The organism is Oceanobacter sp. ABM4_470, assembly GCF_056158645.1.
Map to the genome: position 1 here is coordinate 3,296,297 of NZ_JBSWTR010000001.1, position 20,343 is coordinate 3,316,639.

Consider the following 20,343-nt stretch of genomic DNA (forward strand, 5'->3'; position numbering starts at 1 on the left):
GAGCCGGTTTCAGGTGCCGTTCATAGTGCCATATTTTTTCGCCGCAACAGCCAGCGCAATGGTTACATTTGGGCTGAAGCCGTCGGGCTGGGTATACTGCCGCGGTTTTTTCTTTGCTGCGGTGAATCTGGCCATGCAACAACTTGCTAACAAACGCATCCTGCTGGGCGTCAGTGGCGGCATCGCTGCTTACAAATCGGCAGAACTGGTGCGCATCCTGACCAAAGCCGGTGCTGAAGTACGCGTGGTGATGACCCAGGGCGCGCTGGAGTTTATTACGCCACTGACACTGCAAGCCCTGTCCGGCAATCCGGTGCACCACACCTTGCTGGACGAAGAAGCCGAAGCCGGCATGGGCCATATTGAACTGGCCCGCTGGGCCGATGTGATACTGATTGCCCCGGCCACCGCCGATCTGATTGCCCGTCTGGCAGCCGGTATGGGCGACGAACTGCTGACCACCCTGGTACTGGCCAGCAAGGCACCGGTGTTTCTGGCACCGGCCATGAACCAGCAAATGTGGGCAGCCCCCACCACTCAGGCCAATCTGCAAACCCTCGCCGACCTCAAAGGCGACGACTTTGGATTGTTTGGCCCGGACGCCGGTGTACAAGCCTGCGGCGACGTTGGCCCCGGCCGCATGCTGGAACCGGTAGACATTGCCGCTCTGCTGGCCAAACGCTTTCAGGCTGGCGTGTTAACCGGCAAAAAAGTGGTTATTACCGCCGGACCTACTCGCGAAGCCCTCGACCCGGTGCGCTACATCAGCAACCACAGTTCCGGCAAAATGGGCTACGCACTGGCACAGGCCGCACTGGACGCCGAAGCCCAGGTAACGCTGATTTCCGGCCCGGTGCGCATTGCCGCACCGGATCGTGTCACTCTGGTGAATACCGTTTCCGCCCAGGACATGCTGGAAGCCTCGATGGCCTGCATGGGTGAATGCGATCTGTTTATCGCCAGTGCCGCCGTGGCCGACTACCGCCCTGCGGACGTGGCCAAACACAAGATCAAGAAAGCCGGTGACGACATTCAGATCACCCTGACCAAAAACCCCGACATCGTCGCTACCGTGGCCAGGCATGAACAGCGCCCGACAACCGTGATTGGCTTCGCTGCCGAAACCAACGACGTCGACGGCTACGCCCGCGGCAAACTGGCCAGCAAGCGCCTCGACATGATCGTTGCCAACGACGTCTCACGCTCGGACATCGGCTTTAACTCCGACGACAACGCCGTCACCCTGTACAGCCGCGACGGCCATCAGGACTTTGAGCGCATGAGCAAATCACTGCTCGCAACCAAACTGATTCAGGCATTTGCCGAACGACTGGCCAACAGCCAAGCGCTGGCCGGTTTGGATTCTGACAACGCCTCCCACTGATTTTCGACACAGGAATATTCATCGTGCATACCATGCAATTCAAGATTCTCGACGACCGTCTGGGCAACAGCATCCCACTACCGGAATACGCAACGCCGGGCTCCGCGGGTCTGGACCTGCGTGCCTGCATCGAAGAAGACAGCATCACCATTGAGCCGGGTCAGACCGTACTGATCCCCACCGGTATGGCGATCTACATTGAAGATCCGGGTCTGGCAGCGATGATCCTGCCGCGCTCAGGTCTGGGCCACAAACACGGCATCGTATTGGGCAATCTGGTGGGCCTGATTGACTCTGATTACCAGGGCCAGCTGATGGTGTCCTGCTGGAACCGTGGCTCCGAAGCCTTCACCCTCAACTTCGGCGAGCGTCTTGCGCAACTGGTGCTGGTACCTGTGGTACAAGCGCAATTCCAGCAGGTGGATGAATTCACCGCCACCGAACGTGGCGAAGGCGGCTTTGGCCACTCAGGCCGGAGTTAACAGCGCCTGCCTATGACCTCTTTGGAGGTCTTACCTCCCGCCGGTCGGCATCCCGCTGCTTCGCGCTACCGGCTCGCTGATTCTGCTGTCACTTCGAATATACAGCTGACTGGGAGAAAACCTGTAGGGTCCTTGACCTCTTGGGAGGTCTTACCTCCCGCCGGTCGGCATCCCTCCGCCTCGCGCTACCGGTTCGCTGATTCTGCTCTCGCTTCGAATGAACAACGGGCCGGCTCAACCGGGCATCCCTGCCCGGAATCGCCTGCCGGGCCATCCATGGCCCTCCTCCCTGTTCATTCTTGCTCAAGCAGAGCTCACCTTGATGCGCATTGATGGTTAACGCCAAATCGCATTTCAAAGGATCTCGCGACTGAAAGTCACCAATGTCAGTTGCTTAAAGATACGACCGTTCGTCCCCATCCAATGCGCCTTGAGGTGAGCCGAATGAAAACAAGACGGGAAAAACAGACGGCCATGGATGGCCGGATAGCCCGGTTAAGGCATGGATGCCGCATCCGGGCGTGTTTTTCAGGAGTCGCCGTTTGAAGTCGAGCAGCGAACCGGTAGCGCAAAGCGGGGTTTGCCCGTCCGGCACAGGGGTAAGACCCCTGAAGAGGACAGAGGCTTACCGCAACAACGTATTTCAGGCCAGAGAAATCCCGAGCCTTCGCTTCTTTGAAAAGCGGCGTAGCCGGGCCAAGGGATAAGATCCCTTAAGAGGACAGAGGCTTTGAATCAAACTAGCTGCCAGTAGAGATAACAGCGAACCAGCAACCCAAACCAGGGCTTTGATAAAATCCACTCCCCTTCACGAACAACGCATCCCATTAGCAGTAACCACTAACCTCGCGCTATACTCCGCCCCCAAGAATTCGAATAACCCCGCCGAGAGGGCCGTTCCCGTCCTCTTGCCCGGCATCCAATGGAGCTTTCACCATGCCTCTGAACGGCAAAGACGCCATGAACACCGTAAACGTACTGAGCCAGGCCCTGCCTTACCTGCAGCGCTTTGTTGGCAAGACTGTGGTCGTTAAATACGGCGGTAACGCCATGATCGACGAGGAGCTGAAGAACAGCTTCGCCCGCGACATGGTGATGCTGAAACTGGTTGGTATTAACCCGATCGTGGTTCACGGCGGCGGCCCTCAGATTGGTCAGTTGCTGGAAAAGCTCAACATCGAAAGCCATTTTGTGAACGGCATGCGTGTCACCACCGAAGAAACCATGGATGTGGTGGAAATGGTGCTGGGTGGTCTGGTGAACAAGGACATCGTTAACCTGATCAACCAAAATGGCGGTAATGCCATCGGTCTGACCGGTAAGGATGGCCAGTTGCTGCGTGCTCGCAAGCTGCATGTCACCAAGCGTTCTCCGGATCTGGAAAAAGACGAGATCATCGACATCGGTCACGTCGGCGAAGTGGCCAGCATCAACGTCAAGGTGCTGAACATGCTGACCAACAGCGACTTCATCCCGGTGATTGCCCCGATTGGTGTCGGTGAAGACGGCCATTCCTACAACATCAACGCCGATCTGGTGGCTGGCAAGGTGGCCGAGGTACTGCGTGCCGAGAAGCTGATCCTGCTGACCAACATTGCCGGCCTGATGGACAAGGAAGGCAAGGTAATGACTGGCCTGACCACCACTCAGGTGGACGAGCTGATCGAAGACGGTACGATTTACGGCGGTATGCTGCCAAAAATTCGCTGTGCACTGGACGCGGTTCACGCAGGTGTAACAAGCTCGCATATCATTGACGGTCGCGTTGCCCACTCCACCCTGCTGGAGCTGTTCACCGATGAAGGTGTGGGCACCCTGATTACCAACCGCAAAAGCTGATAGCACACGCGCTTAAAGGAGGCACGATGGCGGAGGATAAGCTGTCCCGCAGAGATCAGATTTTACAGGCTCTGGTGCATATGCTGGAAACCCAACCGGGTGCGCGTATCACCACCGCCAACCTGGCCAAGGAGGTCGGTGTTTCTGAAGCCGCCCTGTACCGTCATTTTCCCAGCAAAGCGAAAATGTTTGAGGGCCTGATCAGCTTTATTGAAGAGACTATTTTCAGCCGTATCAACCGTATCCTGCAGGATGTTGATGCGGCCGAAGATCGCTGTGAACACACCCTGATGCTGGTGCTGACGTTTGCCGAGCGCAACCCCGGCATGTGCCGGTTGTTGTCGGGTGACGCCCTGGCAGGTGAAACCGAACGCCTGAGAGATCGTATCCAACAGCTGTTCGAACGACTGGAAACCCAGTTCAAGCAGATTCTGCGCGAAGCAGAGATGCGCGAAGACAAGTTGCCAGCCCAAACCGCCAGTTCACTGGCGAACTTGCTGACTGCGGTGCTGGAAGGTCGTATTCGTCAGTATGTGCGTACCGGTTTCAAGCAGAAGCCAACCACGTACTGGGACGAACAATGGCCGCTGCTGAAAAGCCAGCTGCTGCGCGAAAAGCGCATTCCGGCCTGATCGGCTGACCAGCGACCAAAAACAAAAAAGCAGCCGTTTCAGGCTGCTTTTTTGTTTTTGACGCGTTGATATCTTGGGACTTGGCAAGCCTGGCAATACCTGCCCAAGGCATCAGCGGGTCTGAAAGGCGCGATCTACGCGGTCAAAATCCACGTCTTCGTACAAGGTGCCCGCCGGGTACACTTGCAGAATGCGCAACCGCTCGTACTGCTCGGCGTATTCACGGGTGATGCGGCCAAATTCGGACTGACGGTCGCGGATGTCACGACGGAACTCATTCTGGGCCGAGACAATCTCGTCGACTTCCCCCTGAATGTCTTCCGGAACCGGCAGGTTGTCCTTGGTGTAACGACCCGCGGTTGCCTGAGCCGAGCGCAGCTTTTCCTCCAGACCATCAATCCGACGACGCAACAAGGCGATGTAGGTGTTGATCTCTTCGGTCTTGCGCTGGCGCGCCCGCTCGACGTCAGCCGGCTTCTCGTACAGTCTCAGCAATTTCAGGTCTTCCGCCTGCTGCTGCTCCATACGGGTCTTGCGGGCCGCGGCTGCGGACTCATTGGCCTTGATCTCGGCCAACTCTTCCGGCGTTGGCGCCGGCGGCACCGACTCCAGCAGTATGCCGCTGGAATTCAGCACGTCGTAGCCCATGCCGGTGTACTCCACCGGAATATGATCTTTCAGGATGATCCGGCCATCCACTTCAAAGCGGTACAGCCGGGCGGCCTCCGCTGGAAGCACCCAAATGGACATTGCTATCAGGCACACACACCAGCGGACTGGCTTCATCGTTACTTCACTCCATACTGAGCCCGGTAGGCTTCGATCGCATCAGCGTATTGTTTCAGTGAATCCTGCCCTGAAACGAAGTCCAGAACCTGGTTCAGGTTCACAATACTGACGACTTCAATACCGAAATCGCGTTCGACCTCCTGAATCGCACTCAGTTCACCCTGACCTTTTTCCTGACGGTCCAGCGCAATCAGAGCAGCCGCAGCGTTGGCTTCAGGAGCCGCTTCGATCATGGCCATCACTTCGCGAATGGCCGTACCAGCGGTGATCACGTCATCGACGATCACCACGCGGCCTTCCAAAGCAGCACCCACCAGATTACCGCCTTCGCCGTGGGTCTTGGCTTCCTTGCGGTTGAAAACGTACGGTACGTCTTTGCCATAGTCGTTGGACAGCGCCACCGTCATGGTCGCGGCCAAAGGAATACCCTTGTAAGCCGGGCCAAACACCACGTCGTATTCAACACCGGAGTCTTCCAGTGCGGCTGCATAAAAACGACCCAGTTTGGCCAGTGCACCACCGGTTTTGAACATGCCGGCGTTGAAGAAATAAGGGCTGGTTCGGCCGGACTTGAGGGTGAATTCACCAAATTTAAGCACGCCTTGCTGAATGGCAAACTCAATAAATTCTTGCTGATACGCTTTCATAAATTATCCTGAACCAGTACAAACGAGCGGGCTGGCCACTCAAGAGAAAAACAAGACACAACACCGGAAGCCTGTACTGACCAATGCTGCCATTCGCAGTAGTATCAACGACTTGTAACCTTTGGTCATGGCTATCATGACACTGTGGCAAAGTCTGGCATACCTGCGTTCGAGATGATGCGGTATGATACACGCTTCACTAGCTGGGAACCACGTATGCGAGTTATCACTTTACAGGTAGACGGATTACAACAGGCGGTCGACAAGGGCCTGTACACCTGGTTGGCCATGGCCGATGCGGATGTTGTCACCATCCAGAATCTGCGCGCCAAGGAATACCAACTCTCGGATGACGTGGTCTACCCAAAAGACTTCAACGCATACTTTTTTGATGCGGAAGCCGATGAGTACTCCGGTGTTGCCATCCTCACCAAAGACGTACCCAAAGCCATCATGACCGGGCTGGCGTTTCCGCAGTGCGATATTCAGGGCCGTTATATTCAGGCCGATTTCCCGCACGTCAGCGTTGGCTCGATTCTGTTCCCGACGGTCGATGCCCACAACAGCCTGGAAGACAAGCTGGCGTTCCAGAAGTCGTTCCTTGAGCATTTGCAAAAAAGCCGTCGCAAGCGTCGTGAATTCATCATTTGTGGCAACTTCGAAGCGGCCCACAAGACCATCGACCTGGCCGACTGGCAAGCCAATCAGGAAACTCCTGGCTTCCTACCGGAAGAACGCGCCTGGTTCGACCAGATCTTCGGCCCGGTGGGTTATGTAGACGCCTTCCGTGAAGCCAACTTCGGTGAAAACCAGTTCACCTGGTGGCCGGACGAAGAAAGCGCCCGTCGCAACCAGAATGGCTGGCGCAAGGACTACCAGATTTGCAGCCCGAACATCCGTCAGTACGTGGTGGACGCAAAAATCGACACCAACCTGCAATTCGGTGACCACGCTGCCGTGATGGTGGAATACGAGTTCGACGAAGAATAATCCGGCTTCCCAGCCCGGATTGTTACTGCTAACGAACTCCCACAAAAAAGCCCGCGAACATCGCGGGCTTTTTTGGTTTTCACAGCGCTGAATAGCCCTGAAACATGAATCAACCGTTCAGAGCCGCAATCTGCAAATCGGAAATTTCGTTGATGCCTTTTTCCGCCAGCTCCAGCATGGCGTTCAGCTCAGCACGGGTGAAGGTATCGCCTTCGGCCGTACCCTGAACTTCCACAAAACCGCCATTGGCGTCCATGATCACGTTCATATCGGTTTCGGCGTCGGAGTCTTCCGGATAATCCAGATCCAGCACCGGCTCACCCTTGTAGATACCCACAGACACCGCTGCAATCATCTTCTTCAGCGGCTCGCCTTTCACCTTGCCGTTTTTCTTCAGCCACTCAATCGCATCCACCAACGCCACACAGGCACCGGTGATGGACGCCGTGCGGGTGCCGCCATCGGCCTGAATCACGTCACAGTCGATGGTGATGGTGTTTTCACCCAAAGCCTTGAGGTCGACCGCCGCACGCAAGGAACGGCCAATCAGGCGGGAGATTTCCACCGTACGGCCCTGTTGTTTGCCCTTGGCTGCCTCGCGGATCATGCGAGAACCGGTTGAACGCGGCAGCATGCCGTATTCCGCGGTAACCCAACCCTGACCCTTGCCACGCAGGAACGGCGGCACATTGGTGTCGGCACTGGCGGTACAAATCACCTTGGTATCACCGAATTCCACCAGCACAGAACCTTCCGCATGCTTGGTGTAGTTGCGGGTAATCTTCACTTCGCGAAGTTGATCGAGAGCGCGACCGCTGGGTCTCATAGGGAATCCTCTTTCTGTGCCAATAGTTTTCAGGCGGGCATTATAACGACATAGCCGTGGGGTCTGGCCACCGTTACAATCAGGGAAAACGAATGCCAATCAATAAACGGGGAACACGATGGTTCACAGCATGACCGCTTTCGCACGCCAGCAGGCTGAAACACCCGCCGGACAAGTGATCTGGGAGATTCGCTCGGTCAACCATCGTTATCTGGAGCCTCATTTCCGCTTGCCGGACAGTTTCCGCGAACTGGAAACCCACCTGCGCGACGCCATCAAGAAGCACCTGAACCGTGGCAAGGTGGAGTGCACCCTGCGCCTGCAAGGCGTACAGCAACAAGACGAATTGAAGCTGAACCAGGCGCTGCTGGGACAACTCAACACCGTATTGGCCAACGCCGCTGAGCAAGTCCCCACTGCCGCTCCGGCCAACCTGCTGGAAATTCTGAAATGGCCCGGCGTACTGGAAACGGACCAGCCGGATACCAAAGCCGTGCAACAAGCCACCTTGCACGCGTTCAACGCGGCACTGCAAGCGCTTGCCGAAGTGCGTGCTAATGAAGGTGCCAGCCTCGCCGACATGATCCAGAGCCGTCTGGACAGCATGAGCGAACTGGTGAATCAAGCCGACCAGCACATGCCGGAAGCCCTTGCCGCCCAACGCCAGCAACTACAAACCCGACTGGCCGACATGCTGGATAATCTGGAGCAGAATCCCGCCGCCAGCGAACGACTGGAGCAGGAAATGGTAATCCTGGCCCAGAAAGCCGACGTTGCCGAAGAAATCGACCGCCTGCGCACCCACATCAAGGAAGTGAACGCCATCCTCAAACGCAAGGAACCGATTGGCCGCCGCCTCGACTTTATGATGCAGGAGCTCAATCGCGAGGCGAATACGCTGTCGTCGAAATCACTGACCAGCACCATGACCGGCATTGCGGTGGAGCTGAAGGTGCTGATCGAACAGATGCGCGAGCAAGTGCAGAATATTGAGTAACCTGAATATGCCCTGACACTCAGTCGGGGCTCCTTCGCTCTGCCAGCGCAGCCAGAAACGTCTCGACAGCGCCATCCAGCAGAGTCAGGCTTTCCGACGACACCAATACGTCATCCAGCTTGCCACCCCCCTTGCCTAGCAGCGCCAGCTCAACGCAAGCATCGTCAATGATATTGGCCGACATGGTGGTGAGGATTTCGCGAGTGCTATCCAACGCATGATGGGCACGTGGCGAGGTGTTAATCATCATGACGGGCTTTTGATAAAACGCCGGACTGCTGACCATCCAGTCGAGGGCATTTTTCAGCACGCCACTGATGCCGTGGGCGTATTCCGGTGAAGCGATCACCAAGCCATCGACCGCCTCTACCTGTTCAAGCAATCGGGCGACCGCTTCTGGCAGGTCGTGCTCAAGGTCGGGGTTAAACAACGGCAATGCGGCCAATCTGGCCCACTGAAACCCGACGTGCGGCGCTGCAAGTGATTCAAACGCCTGTAACGCGGCGCGGTTCAGTGAATGCCTGCGCAGGCTGCCACACAAAGCCAACAGTTCCGCCATTCAATCCTCCTTGTCGAACAGACAGCAAACAAAAAGCCCCGCATGCATATCACGGGGCTGTGTCTCTGACTCGGTATTCCGAAGTGGTCTATTTCAAGGCTTACTCAGAGTCAGACTGGCCGATTTTGCGCATCACGTAACCCGCGGCGGCTGCGACCACAACGATGGTCAGCAGGTGATCCGGGCTGGAAATAAAATGCACCAGACCGGCCAACAGGTTAGTGCTTTCATGGCCGTCGTGGGCCATCGCCATCACAGGGGTAACTGCCGCTGCCGCAACAACGGCCTTTTTGATCAGGTGTTTCATGGTCTGTCCTTATAAAAGAAATTAAACAACCGCTTTGGCTGGCGGAATCTGTTTGGACTCCAGCATACCTTCGCTGATGATGAAATTGATGATGTCGTCCAGACCTTCGGCTTTCTTCAGGTTAGAGAATACGAACGGGCGCTCGCCGCGCATCTTTTTGGCATCACGGTCCATCACTTCCAGCGAAGCACCCACGATTGGCGCCAGGTCGGTCTTGTTGATGATCAGCAAGTCGGACTTGGTGATACCAGGGCCGCCCTTACGTGGAATCTTGTCGCCAGCCGACACATCAATCACATAGATGGTCAGGTCGGATAACTCAGGGCTAAAGGTCGCACTGAGGTTGTCGCCGCCGCTTTCAACAAACACCACGTCCAGCTCACCATGACGCTTGCGCAGCTCATCAATGGCCGCCAGGTTCATGGAAGCATCTTCACGAATCGCCGTATGCGGACAGCCACCGGTTTCCACGCCCATGATGCGGTCAGCACTCAGGGCTTCATTACGGGTCAGGAACTCGGCGTCTTCCTTGGTGTAAATATCGTTGGTCACCACGGCAATATCGTAGTGCTCGCGCAGCGCCGCACAGAGTGAACGCAACAGAGCAGTTTTACCGGAGCCCACCGGGCCGCCGACACCAACACGCAAGGTTTGTTTTGGTTTGGTCATTCTTTTCCCCATCCAATCATATTTGGGATACCTGAGAGCGTTATGAGCGATGTAAGTACAAGGCAAAAACGGAGAGAAACGCGGAGTTTACAAGTCGTAAATGAGCAGTTTCGATTCCGTTTTTAACGCAGTAATTACGAGCGCAATAGCTCTCAGCTTCGAAATAGTCGTGTGTACATATGCTCGTGCTTACTACTGGCAATCGCCAGACCCGGCAAACCAGCACCAATATCGTCTTCTTCTACCAACGCAGCTTCAGCAATGGCGGTGGATAACTCCGGCTGCAGCTCAACCAGTAACTGCTGCGCCTGGGTCTGACCCAGCGGCACCAGCTTGGTCGCTGCCGCAATCTGGTTTTCCAGCCAGGACCATAAAAAGCCATTGGCTGCCGATGGGTAATCAATTCCCCAACGACTGGCCGCCACACCAAACAGCACCACAAAACTGACGTCTTCGCTCGATTCGAACGGCTGTTCAAGCCCAAGGCTGTTCATCAGTCGAATCAGGGCTTCGCCCATGGCGGTGTCGGTCAGACGCAGCTCGCGGGTTTCACGACAGGCCAGAATCAGGTCATTCAGCTCGCGCAGTCGGGCTTCTTCATGTTCTGAACCGCAAGCCGCCATAACTCGTTCAAGTACCGGTACATCAGTATTGCTGAGGCCAAGATGCAACTGTTCACGCACCCAGTCAGCCACTTGAAGGGGCTTGCGAATCCAACCGGTTTCGATGGCATATTCGAGACCATGGGAAAATGCAAAACCGCCAACCGGTAGGCTCACCGATGAGAGGTGCATCAGCCGAACCAGTTGTAACCCCGCCGCAGGCACTGGCTCAGGAGCTATCTGCGTTGGTTCAGCAGTGTTGTCCATCACAGTATCAGTGCTCATGATTGTGAGAGTGGCTGTGCGAATGGCTGTGATCATAGGAGTGATCGTGAGAGTGGCTATGACCATGGCTGTGCGAATGGCCATCATCATGGTCATGACCATGGGAGTGGGAATGCCCACCCAGTCCCTTGAAGTAAGCACCATTCTCGGGAACAAACACCGCTTCCTTGTGAGTAACAGTCAGCTCCAGTAATTCCAGCATTTGCTCTAACACATGGTCAGGCGTGATTCGCAGCCACTTGTCGCCCACCTGCAATTTCACATGGCGGTTACCCAGGTGATAACAGGCACGGGCAAAGGTGTGCCAGTCTTCACAAGTCGCTTCAGTGACCGGCTCCGGTGCACCTTCGACTTTAACGATCTTGCCACAGTGGGACTTCAGGTATTCCCCCACCAGCAGTGCCTTGCCCCGCTCCAGAAATACCCGCACTTCTTCGCCGTCGGTACTGGTCAGCTTCAGCCGACCGCGATCACGCTGTTCATGGGTCAGGCAAACAGTGGCATACACAGGACCTGCAGGGTCCCCTTCTTTTTCCGGAACGCCGAGGCGTTCATAAATTTCCAGCATGGATTTCTCCGTATCGGAGGCAAGCCTCCTACAACGATGGGTAGGAGCTGGCTTGCCTGCGATTTGACTTCCGCAGTCGTCAAACACACTTCAACGACGATGATTTATCTGTTCGGGAGGTTCGCCTCTTGGGGAGAACTTCTCTCCCCGGCGGTTGCCATCCCCTCTGCTCCGCGCTTCCGATTCGCCTTTCAATTTGAATTTCAAGCGAACTACGAGCCGCCCTGATTCGACATCCCTGTCTCAACAGGGCTATCCGGCCATCCGTGGCCGGATACTCTGTCCGCTTTTATTCAAATCTGCTCATCTCGATGCGCACTCATCCAACCGCAACGCCACTTATTAACTCAGAGCAATCAAAACAGGTTATACAACTGGGCTAACGGCAGTTCGGTTGCGGGTTCACAGGTCAGCAACTCGCCGTCGGCGCGCACTTCATAGGTTTGCGGGTCGACGGTGATGGTTGGCTGCCAGTCGTTCAGCACCATGTCTTTCTTGCCGATGTTACGAGTGTTCTTACACGCCACCAGATTACGGTTCAGGCCCAATGTTTCCTTGATGCCATTATCCAGTGCAGCCTGGCTCACGACGGTGAACGAGGTTTTCGCGGCGGCTTTGCCATGGGCACCAAACATCGGTCGGTAATGCACTGGCTGTGGTGTCGGAATAGAGGCATTCGGGTCACCCATTGGCGCTGCTGCAATCATGCCACCCTTAATGATCATGGATGGCTTCACCGCAAAGAAAGCCGGTTTCCACAGCACCAGGTCGGCCAGTTTGCCCGGCTCAATGGAGCCGACTTCGTGGCTTACACCATGGGCAATGGCCGGGTTAATGGTGTATTTGGCAACATACCGGCGGGCACGGAAGTTGTCGGTACCGCACTCTTCGTCTTCCGGTAAAAGACCAAACTGGGTTTTCATCTTGTGGGCGGTTTGCCAGGTACGAGTCACCACTTCACCCACGCGTCCCATCGCCTGGGAGTCCGAAGAGATCATCGAAAACGCACCGCGGTCGTGGAAGATGTCTTCGGCGGCAATGGTTTCCTTACGAATACGAGAGTCGGCAAACGCGACGTCTTCCGGAATGGTGCTGTCGAGGTGGTGACAAACCATCAGCATATCGAGGTGCTCATCCACCGTGTTGACCGTATAAGGACGGGTCGGATTGGTCGATGACGGCAACACGTTCGGGTAGGCGCAGGCGCGGATAATATCCGGCGCATGGCCGCCACCTGCCCCTTCGGTATGGTAGGTGTGGATAACCCGATCCTTGAAGGCACCAATAGTATCGTCGACAAAGCCGGACTCATTGAGAGTGTCGGTATGGATCGCCACCTGCACATCGTACTTTTCCGCCACACTCAGGCAGCAGTCGATAGCAGCAGGTGTGGTACCCCAGTCTTCATGCAACTTGAGGCCACAGGCACCGGCTTCCAGCTGTTCAGCCAAGGCGTCTGGCTGGGAAGCATTGCCCTTGCCCAGAAAACCAAAGTTCATTGGCAAGTCATCGGTGCTTTGCAGCATCTTGCCGATGTACCAAGGGCCAGACGTACACGTGGTGGCGTTGGTGCCGGTGGCCGGGCCGGTACCGCCACCAATCATGGTGGTTACGCCACTCATCAAGGCTTCTTCAATTTGCTGTGGGCAAATAAAGTGAATGTGAGCGTCGATGCCGCCAGCGGTCAGAATAGAACCCTCGCCAGCAATCACTTCGGTACCCGGGCCAACGATGATATCGACATTGGCCTGCACATCCGGGTTACCGGCCTTGCCGATACGAACGATGCGGCCTTCCTTGATGCCTACATCACCCTTGACCACGCCCCAGTGATCCAGAATCACGGCATTGGTGATCACCAGATCCATCGCACCTTCCGAGCCGTCTGACGGGTGATTCATTACCTGACTCTGGCCCATACCATCGCGAATCACCTTGCCGCCACCAAACTTCACTTCATCGCCATAGACGGTGAAATCTTTTTCAACCTGAACCCACAGTTCGGTATCGCCCAGACGCACCTTGTCGCCCACGGTTGGGCCAAACATCTGGGCGTAGGCCGTGCGATCCATTTTGGCAGTAACGGTCGATTCATCAGCGCCTTCAGCGGCACCAACCGCCCCCATCACATCGCCACGGAAACCGTAGATCTCACGCTTACCGGCAAACTCCACCAGCTCAACTTCACGGCCCTGACCCGGCTCAAAACGCACTGCGGTACCAGAGGCGATGTTGAGGTGAAAGCCTTTGGCAGCCTCGCGGTCAAAGCTCAGTGCCGGATTGGTTTCAGCAAAGTGATAGTGGGAGCCGACCTGAATCGGACGGTCGCCGGTGTTTTCAACACGTAGCTTGAGGGTCTTGCGACCGGCGTTTAATTCAATCTCGCCGTTGGCGGCTTGTACTTCACCTGGAATAAACATCAATGTCTCCCTGTGGTGTTTTCGGGTCGGATGTCAGAGGTCTGACGTCGGACGCGTATGTGGGTCGGACGTCCGAAGTCAGACGCCTCGGTGCGCAATAGCACCCTGCATTTTTTGGTTGGCCTTGGGTCGGCAAAGCGCGATGCCTTACTGCATCGACCTCGTCGGATGGCATTCGCTTCGCTCACTTATCCGACCTACAACTGCGTCAGACGTCTGGCTTCAGACATCCGACGTCCAGCGAGTTAACAAATTGGCTCGTGGACCGTCACCAGCTTGGTCCCATCCGGGAACGTCGCTTCCACCTGCACTTCATGGATCAACTCAGGAACGCCTTCCATCACCTGATCGGCGCTCAACAGGGTTTTGCCATAGCTCATCAGTTCTGCCACGGTTTTACCGTCACGGGCACCTTCGATGATTTCCATGGTGATATAGGCCACCGCTTCCGGATAATTCAGCTTGAGACCACGGTTAAGACGACGTTCAGCCAGCAAGGCTGCGGTGAAAATCAGCAGCTTGTCTTTCTCTCTTGGCAACAGTTCCATAGAGCCCTCATTTGGTTATCTTGCAGCTGCCGGTCGACCGACTGGCTGCTTGTATTCAATCGCGTCTGACGTCTGACGTCTGACGTCAAGCCATGTGGTTTTACGTCGCCCAAATCCTCGGCGGACAGGCGTTTCTATTCAGCAATAAAGGCCGTAACCGCGCCCAGCATTCGACGAACAGGTTGCGCGCCTGTTCGGAGCAGGAGCCCAGATAGCGAACAATCAGAAAATCGTGGTTCAGGGTGATGCCCGCTAACGCCTGTGAGTCTCGTGCATTCCAGCCATCACACAGGTCGCGTAACTCATCCAGCAGCAACTCGGATACCTGTTCAGAGCTGAATGGCCCTGCCACCATGGTGCCGCAAATCGGTCGTTGCTTGAGTCCACTGCTGGCATCCAACATCGACTGCTGATCCAGTCGATCTCCTTCCACAACCAGTCGCTCGCGCAAACAAAGCTTGCCATCACGGTAGATGTTCAGGGTTTGATTCAGGGCACTGTCGGCGTTGAACAGTTCGCCACGAGCAGGCAACCCTAGACTGGTCACATCCCAGCCAATATAACGAGCGTTACCCTGAAGGTTCACACGAGTATCCAGTCGGGTTACCGCACCAGGATAGATAATGGCTTCCAATGGCAGCCATTCCAGTGAAGCATCGCTGGCAACGTTAAATTCGATGATCTGATGCTGCAGAGTCCTGTCACCACGGGCACGGTATACTCGCCCTGCGCCAGGGGTTGTGATCAGCGCCTGCGCCTGCTGGCCCAGGTTAGCGCCGATGGCAAGGGTATCGCCAGACACCATGCCACCCGGCGGGTGCAACAAGTAAAGGTGTGCGAGCTCACGACCTTCCGGATAGAAAGGCTTTTGAATATACAGAGGCCCTTGATGGGACTTGCTTTTCAGTACCGAGCCACGGGAAGTAGACTCAATACCCAGAGTCAAAGAGGCATCCCAGCGGGATGCCAGCGCGTTTGCCTGGTTGCTGTCCTTCTGATTGTCTTCAGGCTGGGCCTGCGTCGTCGATGAGACGGCGAGGTTCATGCAAATCGCTCCTTGTTACTGCTGGACTGATGGATCAAGCCACGCAATGACCATTCGGTCAGGTTTTGCCAGCATCATACCGCCAGATACTGCCGAATCAGCTCATCGGACAGATTGTCCATTTTGTCACTAGCGACAACCCGACCCTTTTCCATCAGCCGGAATTCACGGCCAACACGACGGGCGAAACCCAGTTTCTGCTCGACCAGAATAACGGTTAATCCCTCTTCGGCGTTCAGCTTCAGGATCACATCGCCAATTTGTTTGACGATGTTAGGCTGAATGCCTTCGTTGGGTTCGTCAAGGATCAGTACCTCAGGCTCAATAACTAACGCTCGTCCTATAGCCAATTGCTGTTGCTGACCGCCAGATAAATCGCCACCACGACGATGCATCATTTCCTTCAGCACCGGAAACAGCTCGAAGATTTTTTCCGGAATATCGTGGGTTTCGTCTTCTCTACCCAACATTTTCAGACGCTGTTTGCGAATTGGCAGACCAATACGCAAGTTTTCTTCCACCGTCAGCATCGGGAAAATATCGCGGCCCTGTGGCACATAGCCAATGCCCGCCAAAGCTCGGGATTCGGCGCTTTGTTTGTGCAGGGCTTTGCCGTTCAACAGAATTTCGCCGTTGGACACTGGCAGTAAGCCCATCAGGCATTTCAACAGCGTGGTTTTGCCGACACCATTGCGGCCCATGATGCAGGTGCAAGAGCCTTTTTCGATATTGAGGTTCAGATCCCACAGAATCTGAGTGCCGCCGTAAAGCTGGTTTACCTGATTAATGGCAATCATGCGTCTTCTCCCAGATACACTTCAATCACATCTTTGTTAGCCTGAATCTGGTCCATCGTGCCCTCGGCCAGCACAGACCCCTGATGCAGCACCGTCACTGTACGGGCGATAGAACGAACAAACTCCATATCGTGTTCCACAACAATCACAGTGCGCTCACCGGCCAGTGATTGCAGCAGCTCTGCCGTGCGTTCGGTTTCCTGTGGTGTCATGCCTGCGACCGGTTCATCCACCAGCAGCAAACGCGGATCGGCCATCAGCAACATGCCGATTTCCAGCCACTGTTTCTGGCCATGGGACAGAGCACCCGCCAGCATAAAGCGCTGCTCCTGCAACCCAATGATGTTCAACACTTCGTCGATGCGCTGAATCTCGGTCGGCGACAGCCGCGCCAGCAGGGTCGGGATCACACCCTTGTTGGATTTCAGCGACAGCTCCAGGTTGTCGAATACCGTCTGGGCTTCGAACACGGTTGGCTTCTGGAATTTACGGCCAATGCCGAGCTGGGCAATTTCATCTTCGCTACGATCCAGCAAGTTAATGTTGGAGCCAAAGTATACGGTACCGGAGTCCGGCTGGGTCTTGCCGGTAATCACGTCCATCAGGGTGGTTTTACCAGCACCATTGGCACCAATCAGGCAACGCAGCTCGCCATCGTTGATGTAAAGATTCAGGTCGTTCAGTGCCTTGAAGCCATCAAAACTCAGATTCAGACCTTCAACATACAGCAGCACCTGTTTGGAAACGTCCACTTTCTGGGGCTGGTCCGGCACCAGAAATGGCCAGACCTGATCCGGCCGGAAAAATTCACGGGCCTGCTCACTGGCCTTACTGACGCGCTCTTCAATCATGTTCATGCGCTGGCTCCCTGAGTGGATTCGGTTGTCTTACTGTCGTTAGCCGACGAGCCGCCAGCCCCATTTGAAGGCCCCGCAGGCGTGGAAAACTTCTGCTTCAGCTGACCAAACAAGCCCATCAGGCCTTTTGGCAGGTACAGGGTGACCAGCACAAACAGCGCGCCCAGCATAAACAACCAGCCTTCTGGCAGAATGGCGGTAAAACGGGTCTTGGCGTAGTTCACCAGCAGCGCGCCGACGACAGCGCCAATAAGGGTTCCACGGCCACCCACAGCGACCCAGATCACCACTTCAATGGAGTTGATTGGAGAAAACTCGCCCGGGTTGATGATGCCGACTTGAGGCACGTACAAGGCACCGGCCACTGCCGCAATCACAGCTGAATACACAAACAGCCAAACCTTGTAGGTTTCGGTTTTGTAGCCAATAAAGCGGGCGCGGGATTCGCTGTCGCGTACCGCCAGAATCACCTTGCCCATGCGTGAGTTCATGATCCAGTGGCTGGTGACCAGCGCCACACTCAACAGAGCCGCGGTAATCAGGAACAGCACAATACGAGTGGTATCGGATTGCAGGTCAAAGCCCAAAATGTCCTTGAAGTCGGTCAGGCCGTTGTTGCCACCAAAGCCCATTTCGTTGCGGAAGAAGGCCAACATCAGCGCGTAGGTCAACGCCTGGGTCATGATCGACAGGTAAACGCCGGTAACCCGTGAGCGGAAGGCCAGAAAACCGAATACATAAGCCAGAATGCCCGGCACCAGAATCACCATGATCATGGCGAACCAGAACTGATCCACACCAAGCCAGAACCATGGCAACTCCTGCCAGTCGAGGAACACCATAAAGTCCGGCAGGATCGGGTTGCCATACACACCACGATCACCAATCTGACGCATCAGGTACATGCCCATGGCATAGCCACCCAGCGCAAAGAAGGCGCCGTGGCCGAGGCTCAAAATACCGCAGTAACCCCAGATAACGTCGACAGCAAGCGCCAACATGGCGTAACACAGATACTTGCCTAACAGGGTGATGGTGTAGGTGCTGACGTGCAGCGCCGAACCTTCCGGCGTGAACAGATTCAGCCCGGATGCCAGTACCGTGGCCACCAGCAGAATCATCACAAACGGCATCACCCGGCCACCCGGTTGACCACGATTGGCGAAGATAGAAGAAATCAGGGAGCTCATTCGGCCGCCCTCCCTTTTTGAGGAAACAGGCCTTTCGGACGTTTCTGAATGAACAGGATGATGAACACCAGCACCAGAATGCTGGCCAAGACTGCACCGGTGACCGGCTCCAGGAACTTGTTGGCAATGCCCAGCGAGAAAGCCGCCACCAGAGTGCCCCACAAATTACCGACGCCACCGAATACCACCACCATAAAGGAGTCGATGATGTAGCTTTGGCCGAGGTTAGGACCAACGTTTGTCAGCTGGCTCAGAGCCACCCCAGCGATACCGGCAATACCGGAACCCAGACCAAAGGTCAGCGCATCAACACGATCCGAGCGCACGCCCATGGCGCGGGCCATGGCACGGTTCTGCGATACCGCCCGCACGTTCAGGCCGAGATTGGTTTTCTTGAGGATGATCAGCAGTGCGAAGAACACCAGCAGCGCAAATGCCAGGATGTACAGACGGTTCAGCGTCAGCGACAGCACCGGGTTGATGTCCAGCGTGCCGGACATCCAGCTTGGGGTGGATACCGGTACGTTCTGCGGTGAGATCACGGTACGTACCAGCTGTTGCAGGAACAGGCTGATACCAAAAGTCGCCAGCAAGGTTTCTAACGGGCGTCCATGAAGGTGGCGGATGACACCACGCTCAATGGCGACACCCACCAGACCAGACACAATGAAGGCCGCCGGAATCGCAATCCAGATAGACAAGTCGATGTGATTCGGCAGCAGCATCTGAATGATGTAGGTGGTGTAAGCGCCCAGCATGATCATTTCGCCGTGGGCCATGTTGATCACGCCCATCACACCAAAGGTGATGGCCAGACCAATGGCTGCCAGCAGCAGTACCGAGCCGAGGCTCAGGCCAAAAAACAGCTGGTCGACAAAGCCGTAGAACTCGACTTTCTCCTGAATCTTGCTCAAAGCCTTACTGGCAGCAGCGGATACCTTGGCGTTGTAGTCGCTGTGATCCGGCTCCATTTCCGCATACTGGCGCAGCAGGTTACGCACATCCTGTTCCAGACTGCCTGACAGCTGTTCGATAGCGTCCAGTTTTTCAACATCCGAGTTACCTTCGGCCAGGGCGTACATCGCCAGCGCCAGATCCATGGTCGCCATAACATCCGCATCGGTTTCATTTTCACGAGCTTCGCTGATGGCCAGCACCGTGCTGTCATCGAGGTCAGACAGTAGGCTGCGAACCGCTGTGCCACGCTTGGCAGGGTCTTCGGAAGACAATTGAATGCGCGAGATAGCGTCACGCAGAAAGCCGCGTAACTTGTTGTTTACACGAATTTTTTTGGTATCGCGCTTGCCAAGGCCAATGATGGGTTCAGCGGTCAGGATGTCCTTGTAGGAAGTCTCGCCGTCGACTTCCTGCTGGCCAACCACCTGCCCTGTTGCTTTTACGTAGTAGAGGTCGCCATTCAGCATGGTACGGAACAACGGCAACATGGTTTCACCGCCTTCACGTGCCAGTGCTTCCAGCACAGGAATGGCTTTGGTCAGCGACTTTTCTGTCAGCTGTTGCACCAGTTTCGGAATGGTTTCAGAGTCGGAATAGCCGGTCTGAATGGTAGCTTCAGCGGCGTCAGGCTCGGCGCCATGGGAAAGCGCGGGCAGCAAACACCCCATCAGCCAGAAACTGATGCACATTAGTTTTTTCACGTTGATCTCCGCTTCGGTTGTAACACCCCGCAGTGGCGGGTGAAGCTGTGGATAAATGGGTGGTGCGAGGTTTTTTTAATTTGAAGGTACAGAAGGTTATCCGTTAAGTGACATTCCTTACTGCACCCGCAAATGTAGCTATCGTCTCGGAGGAGTTGGACGACGGTAGGTCAAGGCAAAAATTGCGAGGCGAGCGCAGTGTATAAGTCATACATGAGAATCGCCGAGCGATTTTTAACGCAGAGATACCGA

22 protein-coding genes are annotated in these 20,343 nt (G+C 55.6%); 6 read left to right on the top strand and 16 right to left on the bottom strand.

The features are described 5' to 3' along the window. Positions 1-9 precede the first annotated feature (9 nt). The gene (locus ACXADJ_RS14510; RefSeq protein ID WP_475067174.1) at positions 10-135 is read right to left on the bottom strand and encodes a hypothetical protein; all 126 of its coding nucleotides are present in this window, start codon (positions 133-135) and stop codon (positions 10-12) included. Between ACXADJ_RS14510 and coaBC the strand changes: the two genes are divergently transcribed. The 4 genes from coaBC to slmA all read left to right on the top strand — a co-directional run bounded on the left by coaBC (position 134) and on the right by slmA (position 4,337). After that, positions 134-1,384: a bifunctional phosphopantothenoylcysteine decarboxylase/phosphopantothenate--cysteine ligase CoaBC gene (coaBC, locus tag ACXADJ_RS14515; RefSeq protein ID WP_475067176.1), complete on the top strand. Its 1,251-nt coding sequence runs from the start codon at positions 134-136 to the stop codon at positions 1,382-1,384. The genes ACXADJ_RS14510 and coaBC overlap by 2 nt on opposite strands. 32 nt (positions 1,385-1,416) lie before the next feature. Further along, positions 1,417-1,866, top strand: coding sequence for a dUTP diphosphatase (gene dut, locus ACXADJ_RS14520; protein ID WP_475068201.1), 450 nt, complete (start codon positions 1,417-1,419; stop codon positions 1,864-1,866). A gap of 936 nt (positions 1,867-2,802) precedes the next feature. Continuing rightward, positions 2,803-3,705: an acetylglutamate kinase gene (argB, locus tag ACXADJ_RS14525; RefSeq protein WP_475067179.1), complete on the top strand. Its 903-nt coding sequence runs from the start codon at positions 2,803-2,805 to the stop codon at positions 3,703-3,705. A 26-nt stretch (positions 3,706-3,731) separates the two neighbouring features. Further along, complete coding sequence (gene slmA / locus ACXADJ_RS14530; protein ID WP_028292320.1) at positions 3,732-4,337, top strand: nucleoid occlusion factor SlmA; 606 nt, start codon at positions 3,732-3,734, stop codon at positions 4,335-4,337. A gap of 111 nt (positions 4,338-4,448) precedes the next feature. Here the strand turns inward: slmA and ACXADJ_RS14535 are convergent, their stop codons facing one another. Together ACXADJ_RS14535 and pyrE are read right to left on the bottom strand one after the other, a co-directional pair. Further along, positions 4,449-5,087 (bottom strand): hypothetical protein, encoded by a 639-nt coding sequence (locus tag ACXADJ_RS14535; RefSeq protein WP_475067184.1) that lies wholly within the window; start codon positions 5,085-5,087, stop codon positions 4,449-4,451. A gap of 38 nt (positions 5,088-5,125) precedes the next feature. Next, a complete protein-coding gene (pyrE, locus tag ACXADJ_RS14540; RefSeq protein ID WP_475067187.1) occupies positions 5,126-5,773 on the bottom strand; it encodes an orotate phosphoribosyltransferase in 648 nt (215 codons plus the stop codon). Between the two features lie 216 nt (positions 5,774-5,989). On the opposite strand from pyrE, the gene ACXADJ_RS14545 reads away from it, so the two are divergent. Then, on the top strand, positions 5,990-6,763 hold the full coding sequence (locus ACXADJ_RS14545; RefSeq protein ID WP_028292317.1) for an exodeoxyribonuclease III: 774 nt from the start codon (positions 5,990-5,992) through the stop codon (positions 6,761-6,763). Between the two features lie 109 nt (positions 6,764-6,872). Here the strand turns inward: ACXADJ_RS14545 and rph are convergent, their stop codons facing one another. Next, a complete protein-coding gene (gene rph / locus ACXADJ_RS14550) occupies positions 6,873-7,589 on the bottom strand; it encodes a ribonuclease PH (protein ID WP_028292316.1) in 717 nt (238 codons plus the stop codon). A 130-nt stretch (positions 7,590-7,719) separates the two neighbouring features. On the opposite strand from rph, the gene ACXADJ_RS14555 reads away from it, so the two are divergent. Beyond that, a complete protein-coding gene (locus ACXADJ_RS14555) occupies positions 7,720-8,586 on the top strand; it encodes a YicC/YloC family endoribonuclease (RefSeq protein WP_475067194.1) in 867 nt (288 codons plus the stop codon). Positions 8,587-8,605: 19 nt separating this feature from the next. Here ACXADJ_RS14555 and ACXADJ_RS14560 read toward each other — a convergent pair whose 3' ends face one another. From ACXADJ_RS14560 to urtB, 12 genes are all read right to left on the bottom strand, one after another. Further along, positions 8,606-9,145 (bottom strand): NADPH-dependent FMN reductase, encoded by a 540-nt coding sequence (locus ACXADJ_RS14560; RefSeq protein WP_475067199.1) that lies wholly within the window; start codon positions 9,143-9,145, stop codon positions 8,606-8,608. Positions 9,146-9,245: 100 nt separating this feature from the next. Beyond that, complete coding sequence (locus ACXADJ_RS14565) at positions 9,246-9,452, bottom strand: HupE/UreJ family protein (protein WP_036533845.1); 207 nt, start codon at positions 9,450-9,452, stop codon at positions 9,246-9,248. Between the two features lie 21 nt (positions 9,453-9,473). Next, positions 9,474-10,121 carry an urease accessory protein UreG gene (gene ureG, locus ACXADJ_RS14570; protein ID WP_475067204.1) on the bottom strand — a complete coding sequence of 216 codons (648 nt, stop codon included), beginning with the start codon at positions 10,119-10,121 and terminating at the stop codon, positions 9,474-9,476. Positions 10,122-10,273: 152 nt separating this feature from the next. Beyond that, complete coding sequence (locus tag ACXADJ_RS14575; RefSeq protein ID WP_475067208.1) at positions 10,274-11,008, bottom strand: urease accessory protein UreF; 735 nt, start codon at positions 11,006-11,008, stop codon at positions 10,274-10,276. Next, positions 10,998-11,576, bottom strand: coding sequence for an urease accessory protein UreE (locus ACXADJ_RS14580; protein WP_475067212.1), 579 nt, complete (start codon positions 11,574-11,576; stop codon positions 10,998-11,000). The genes ACXADJ_RS14575 and ACXADJ_RS14580 overlap by 11 nt, the downstream gene beginning before the upstream one ends. A gap of 356 nt (positions 11,577-11,932) precedes the next feature. After that, complete coding sequence (gene ureC / locus ACXADJ_RS14585; RefSeq protein WP_475067215.1) at positions 11,933-13,996, bottom strand: urease subunit alpha; 2,064 nt, start codon at positions 13,994-13,996, stop codon at positions 11,933-11,935. A gap of 245 nt (positions 13,997-14,241) precedes the next feature. Further along, positions 14,242-14,544 carry an urease subunit gamma gene (locus tag ACXADJ_RS14590; RefSeq protein WP_475067216.1) on the bottom strand — a complete coding sequence of 101 codons (303 nt, stop codon included), beginning with the start codon at positions 14,542-14,544 and terminating at the stop codon, positions 14,242-14,244. Between the two features lie 100 nt (positions 14,545-14,644). Continuing rightward, positions 14,645-15,589, bottom strand: coding sequence for an urease accessory protein UreD (locus tag ACXADJ_RS14595; protein ID WP_475067218.1), 945 nt, complete (start codon positions 15,587-15,589; stop codon positions 14,645-14,647). 74 nt (positions 15,590-15,663) lie between these two features. Then, positions 15,664-16,386 carry an urea ABC transporter ATP-binding subunit UrtE gene (gene urtE, locus ACXADJ_RS14600; protein ID WP_475067223.1) on the bottom strand — a complete coding sequence of 241 codons (723 nt, stop codon included), beginning with the start codon at positions 16,384-16,386 and terminating at the stop codon, positions 15,664-15,666. Beyond that, positions 16,383-17,243 carry an urea ABC transporter ATP-binding protein UrtD gene (urtD, locus tag ACXADJ_RS14605; RefSeq protein WP_475067227.1) on the bottom strand — a complete coding sequence of 287 codons (861 nt, stop codon included), beginning with the start codon at positions 17,241-17,243 and terminating at the stop codon, positions 16,383-16,385. Before urtD ends, urtE begins: the two co-directional genes overlap by 4 nt. Further along, positions 17,240-18,433, bottom strand: coding sequence for an urea ABC transporter permease subunit UrtC (urtC, locus tag ACXADJ_RS14610; protein ID WP_475067231.1), 1,194 nt, complete (start codon positions 18,431-18,433; stop codon positions 17,240-17,242). The genes urtD and urtC overlap by 4 nt, the downstream gene beginning before the upstream one ends. Continuing rightward, positions 18,430-20,058 carry an urea ABC transporter permease subunit UrtB gene (urtB, locus tag ACXADJ_RS14615; RefSeq protein ID WP_475068205.1) on the bottom strand — a complete coding sequence of 543 codons (1,629 nt, stop codon included), beginning with the start codon at positions 20,056-20,058 and terminating at the stop codon, positions 18,430-18,432. Before urtB ends, urtC begins: the two co-directional genes overlap by 4 nt. Positions 20,059-20,343: the final 285 nt, after the last annotated feature.

Excerpts from the sequence above, each read along its gene's own strand:
- coaBC (WP_475067176.1), top strand. The coding sequence starts at position 134 with ATGCAACAACTTGCTAACAAACGCATCCTGCTGGGCGTCAGTGGCGGC.
- ACXADJ_RS14510 (WP_475067174.1), bottom strand. The coding sequence starts at position 135 with ATGGCCAGATTCACCGCAGCAAAGAAAAAACCGCGGCAGTATACCCAG.
- dut (WP_475068201.1), top strand. The coding sequence starts at position 1,417 with ATGCAATTCAAGATTCTCGACGACCGTCTGGGCAACAGCATCCCACTA.
- argB (WP_475067179.1), top strand. The coding sequence starts at position 2,803 with ATGCCTCTGAACGGCAAAGACGCCATGAACACCGTAAACGTACTGAGC.
- slmA (WP_028292320.1), top strand. The coding sequence starts at position 3,732 with ATGGCGGAGGATAAGCTGTCCCGCAGAGATCAGATTTTACAGGCTCTG.
- ACXADJ_RS14535 (WP_475067184.1), bottom strand. The coding sequence starts at position 5,087 with ATGTCCATTTGGGTGCTTCCAGCGGAGGCCGCCCGGCTGTACCGCTTT.
- pyrE (WP_475067187.1), bottom strand. The coding sequence starts at position 5,773 with ATGAAAGCGTATCAGCAAGAATTTATTGAGTTTGCCATTCAGCAAGGC.
- ACXADJ_RS14545 (WP_028292317.1), top strand. The coding sequence starts at position 5,990 with ATGCGAGTTATCACTTTACAGGTAGACGGATTACAACAGGCGGTCGAC.
- rph (WP_028292316.1), bottom strand. The coding sequence starts at position 7,589 with ATGAGACCCAGCGGTCGCGCTCTCGATCAACTTCGCGAAGTGAAGATT.
- ACXADJ_RS14555 (WP_475067194.1), top strand. The coding sequence starts at position 7,720 with ATGACCGCTTTCGCACGCCAGCAGGCTGAAACACCCGCCGGACAAGTG.
- ACXADJ_RS14560 (WP_475067199.1), bottom strand. The coding sequence starts at position 9,145 with ATGGCGGAACTGTTGGCTTTGTGTGGCAGCCTGCGCAGGCATTCACTG.
- ACXADJ_RS14565 (WP_036533845.1), bottom strand. The coding sequence starts at position 9,452 with ATGAAACACCTGATCAAAAAGGCCGTTGTTGCGGCAGCGGCAGTTACC.
- ureG (WP_475067204.1), bottom strand. The coding sequence starts at position 10,121 with ATGACCAAACCAAAACAAACCTTGCGTGTTGGTGTCGGCGGCCCGGTG.
- ACXADJ_RS14575 (WP_475067208.1), bottom strand. The coding sequence starts at position 11,008 with ATGAGCACTGATACTGTGATGGACAACACTGCTGAACCAACGCAGATA.
- ACXADJ_RS14580 (WP_475067212.1), bottom strand. The coding sequence starts at position 11,576 with ATGCTGGAAATTTATGAACGCCTCGGCGTTCCGGAAAAAGAAGGGGAC.
- ureC (WP_475067215.1), bottom strand. The coding sequence starts at position 13,996 with ATGTTTATTCCAGGTGAAGTACAAGCCGCCAACGGCGAGATTGAATTA.
- ACXADJ_RS14590 (WP_475067216.1), bottom strand. The coding sequence starts at position 14,544 with ATGGAACTGTTGCCAAGAGAGAAAGACAAGCTGCTGATTTTCACCGCA.
- ACXADJ_RS14595 (WP_475067218.1), bottom strand. The coding sequence starts at position 15,589 with ATGAACCTCGCCGTCTCATCGACGACGCAGGCCCAGCCTGAAGACAAT.
- urtE (WP_475067223.1), bottom strand. The coding sequence starts at position 16,386 with ATGATTGCCATTAATCAGGTAAACCAGCTTTACGGCGGCACTCAGATT.
- urtD (WP_475067227.1), bottom strand. The coding sequence starts at position 17,243 with ATGAACATGATTGAAGAGCGCGTCAGTAAGGCCAGTGAGCAGGCCCGT.
- urtC (WP_475067231.1), bottom strand. The coding sequence starts at position 18,433 with ATGAGCTCCCTGATTTCTTCTATCTTCGCCAATCGTGGTCAACCGGGT.
- urtB (WP_475068205.1), bottom strand. The coding sequence starts at position 20,058 with ATGGGGTGTTTGCTGCCCGCGCTTTCCCATGGCGCCGAGCCTGACGCC.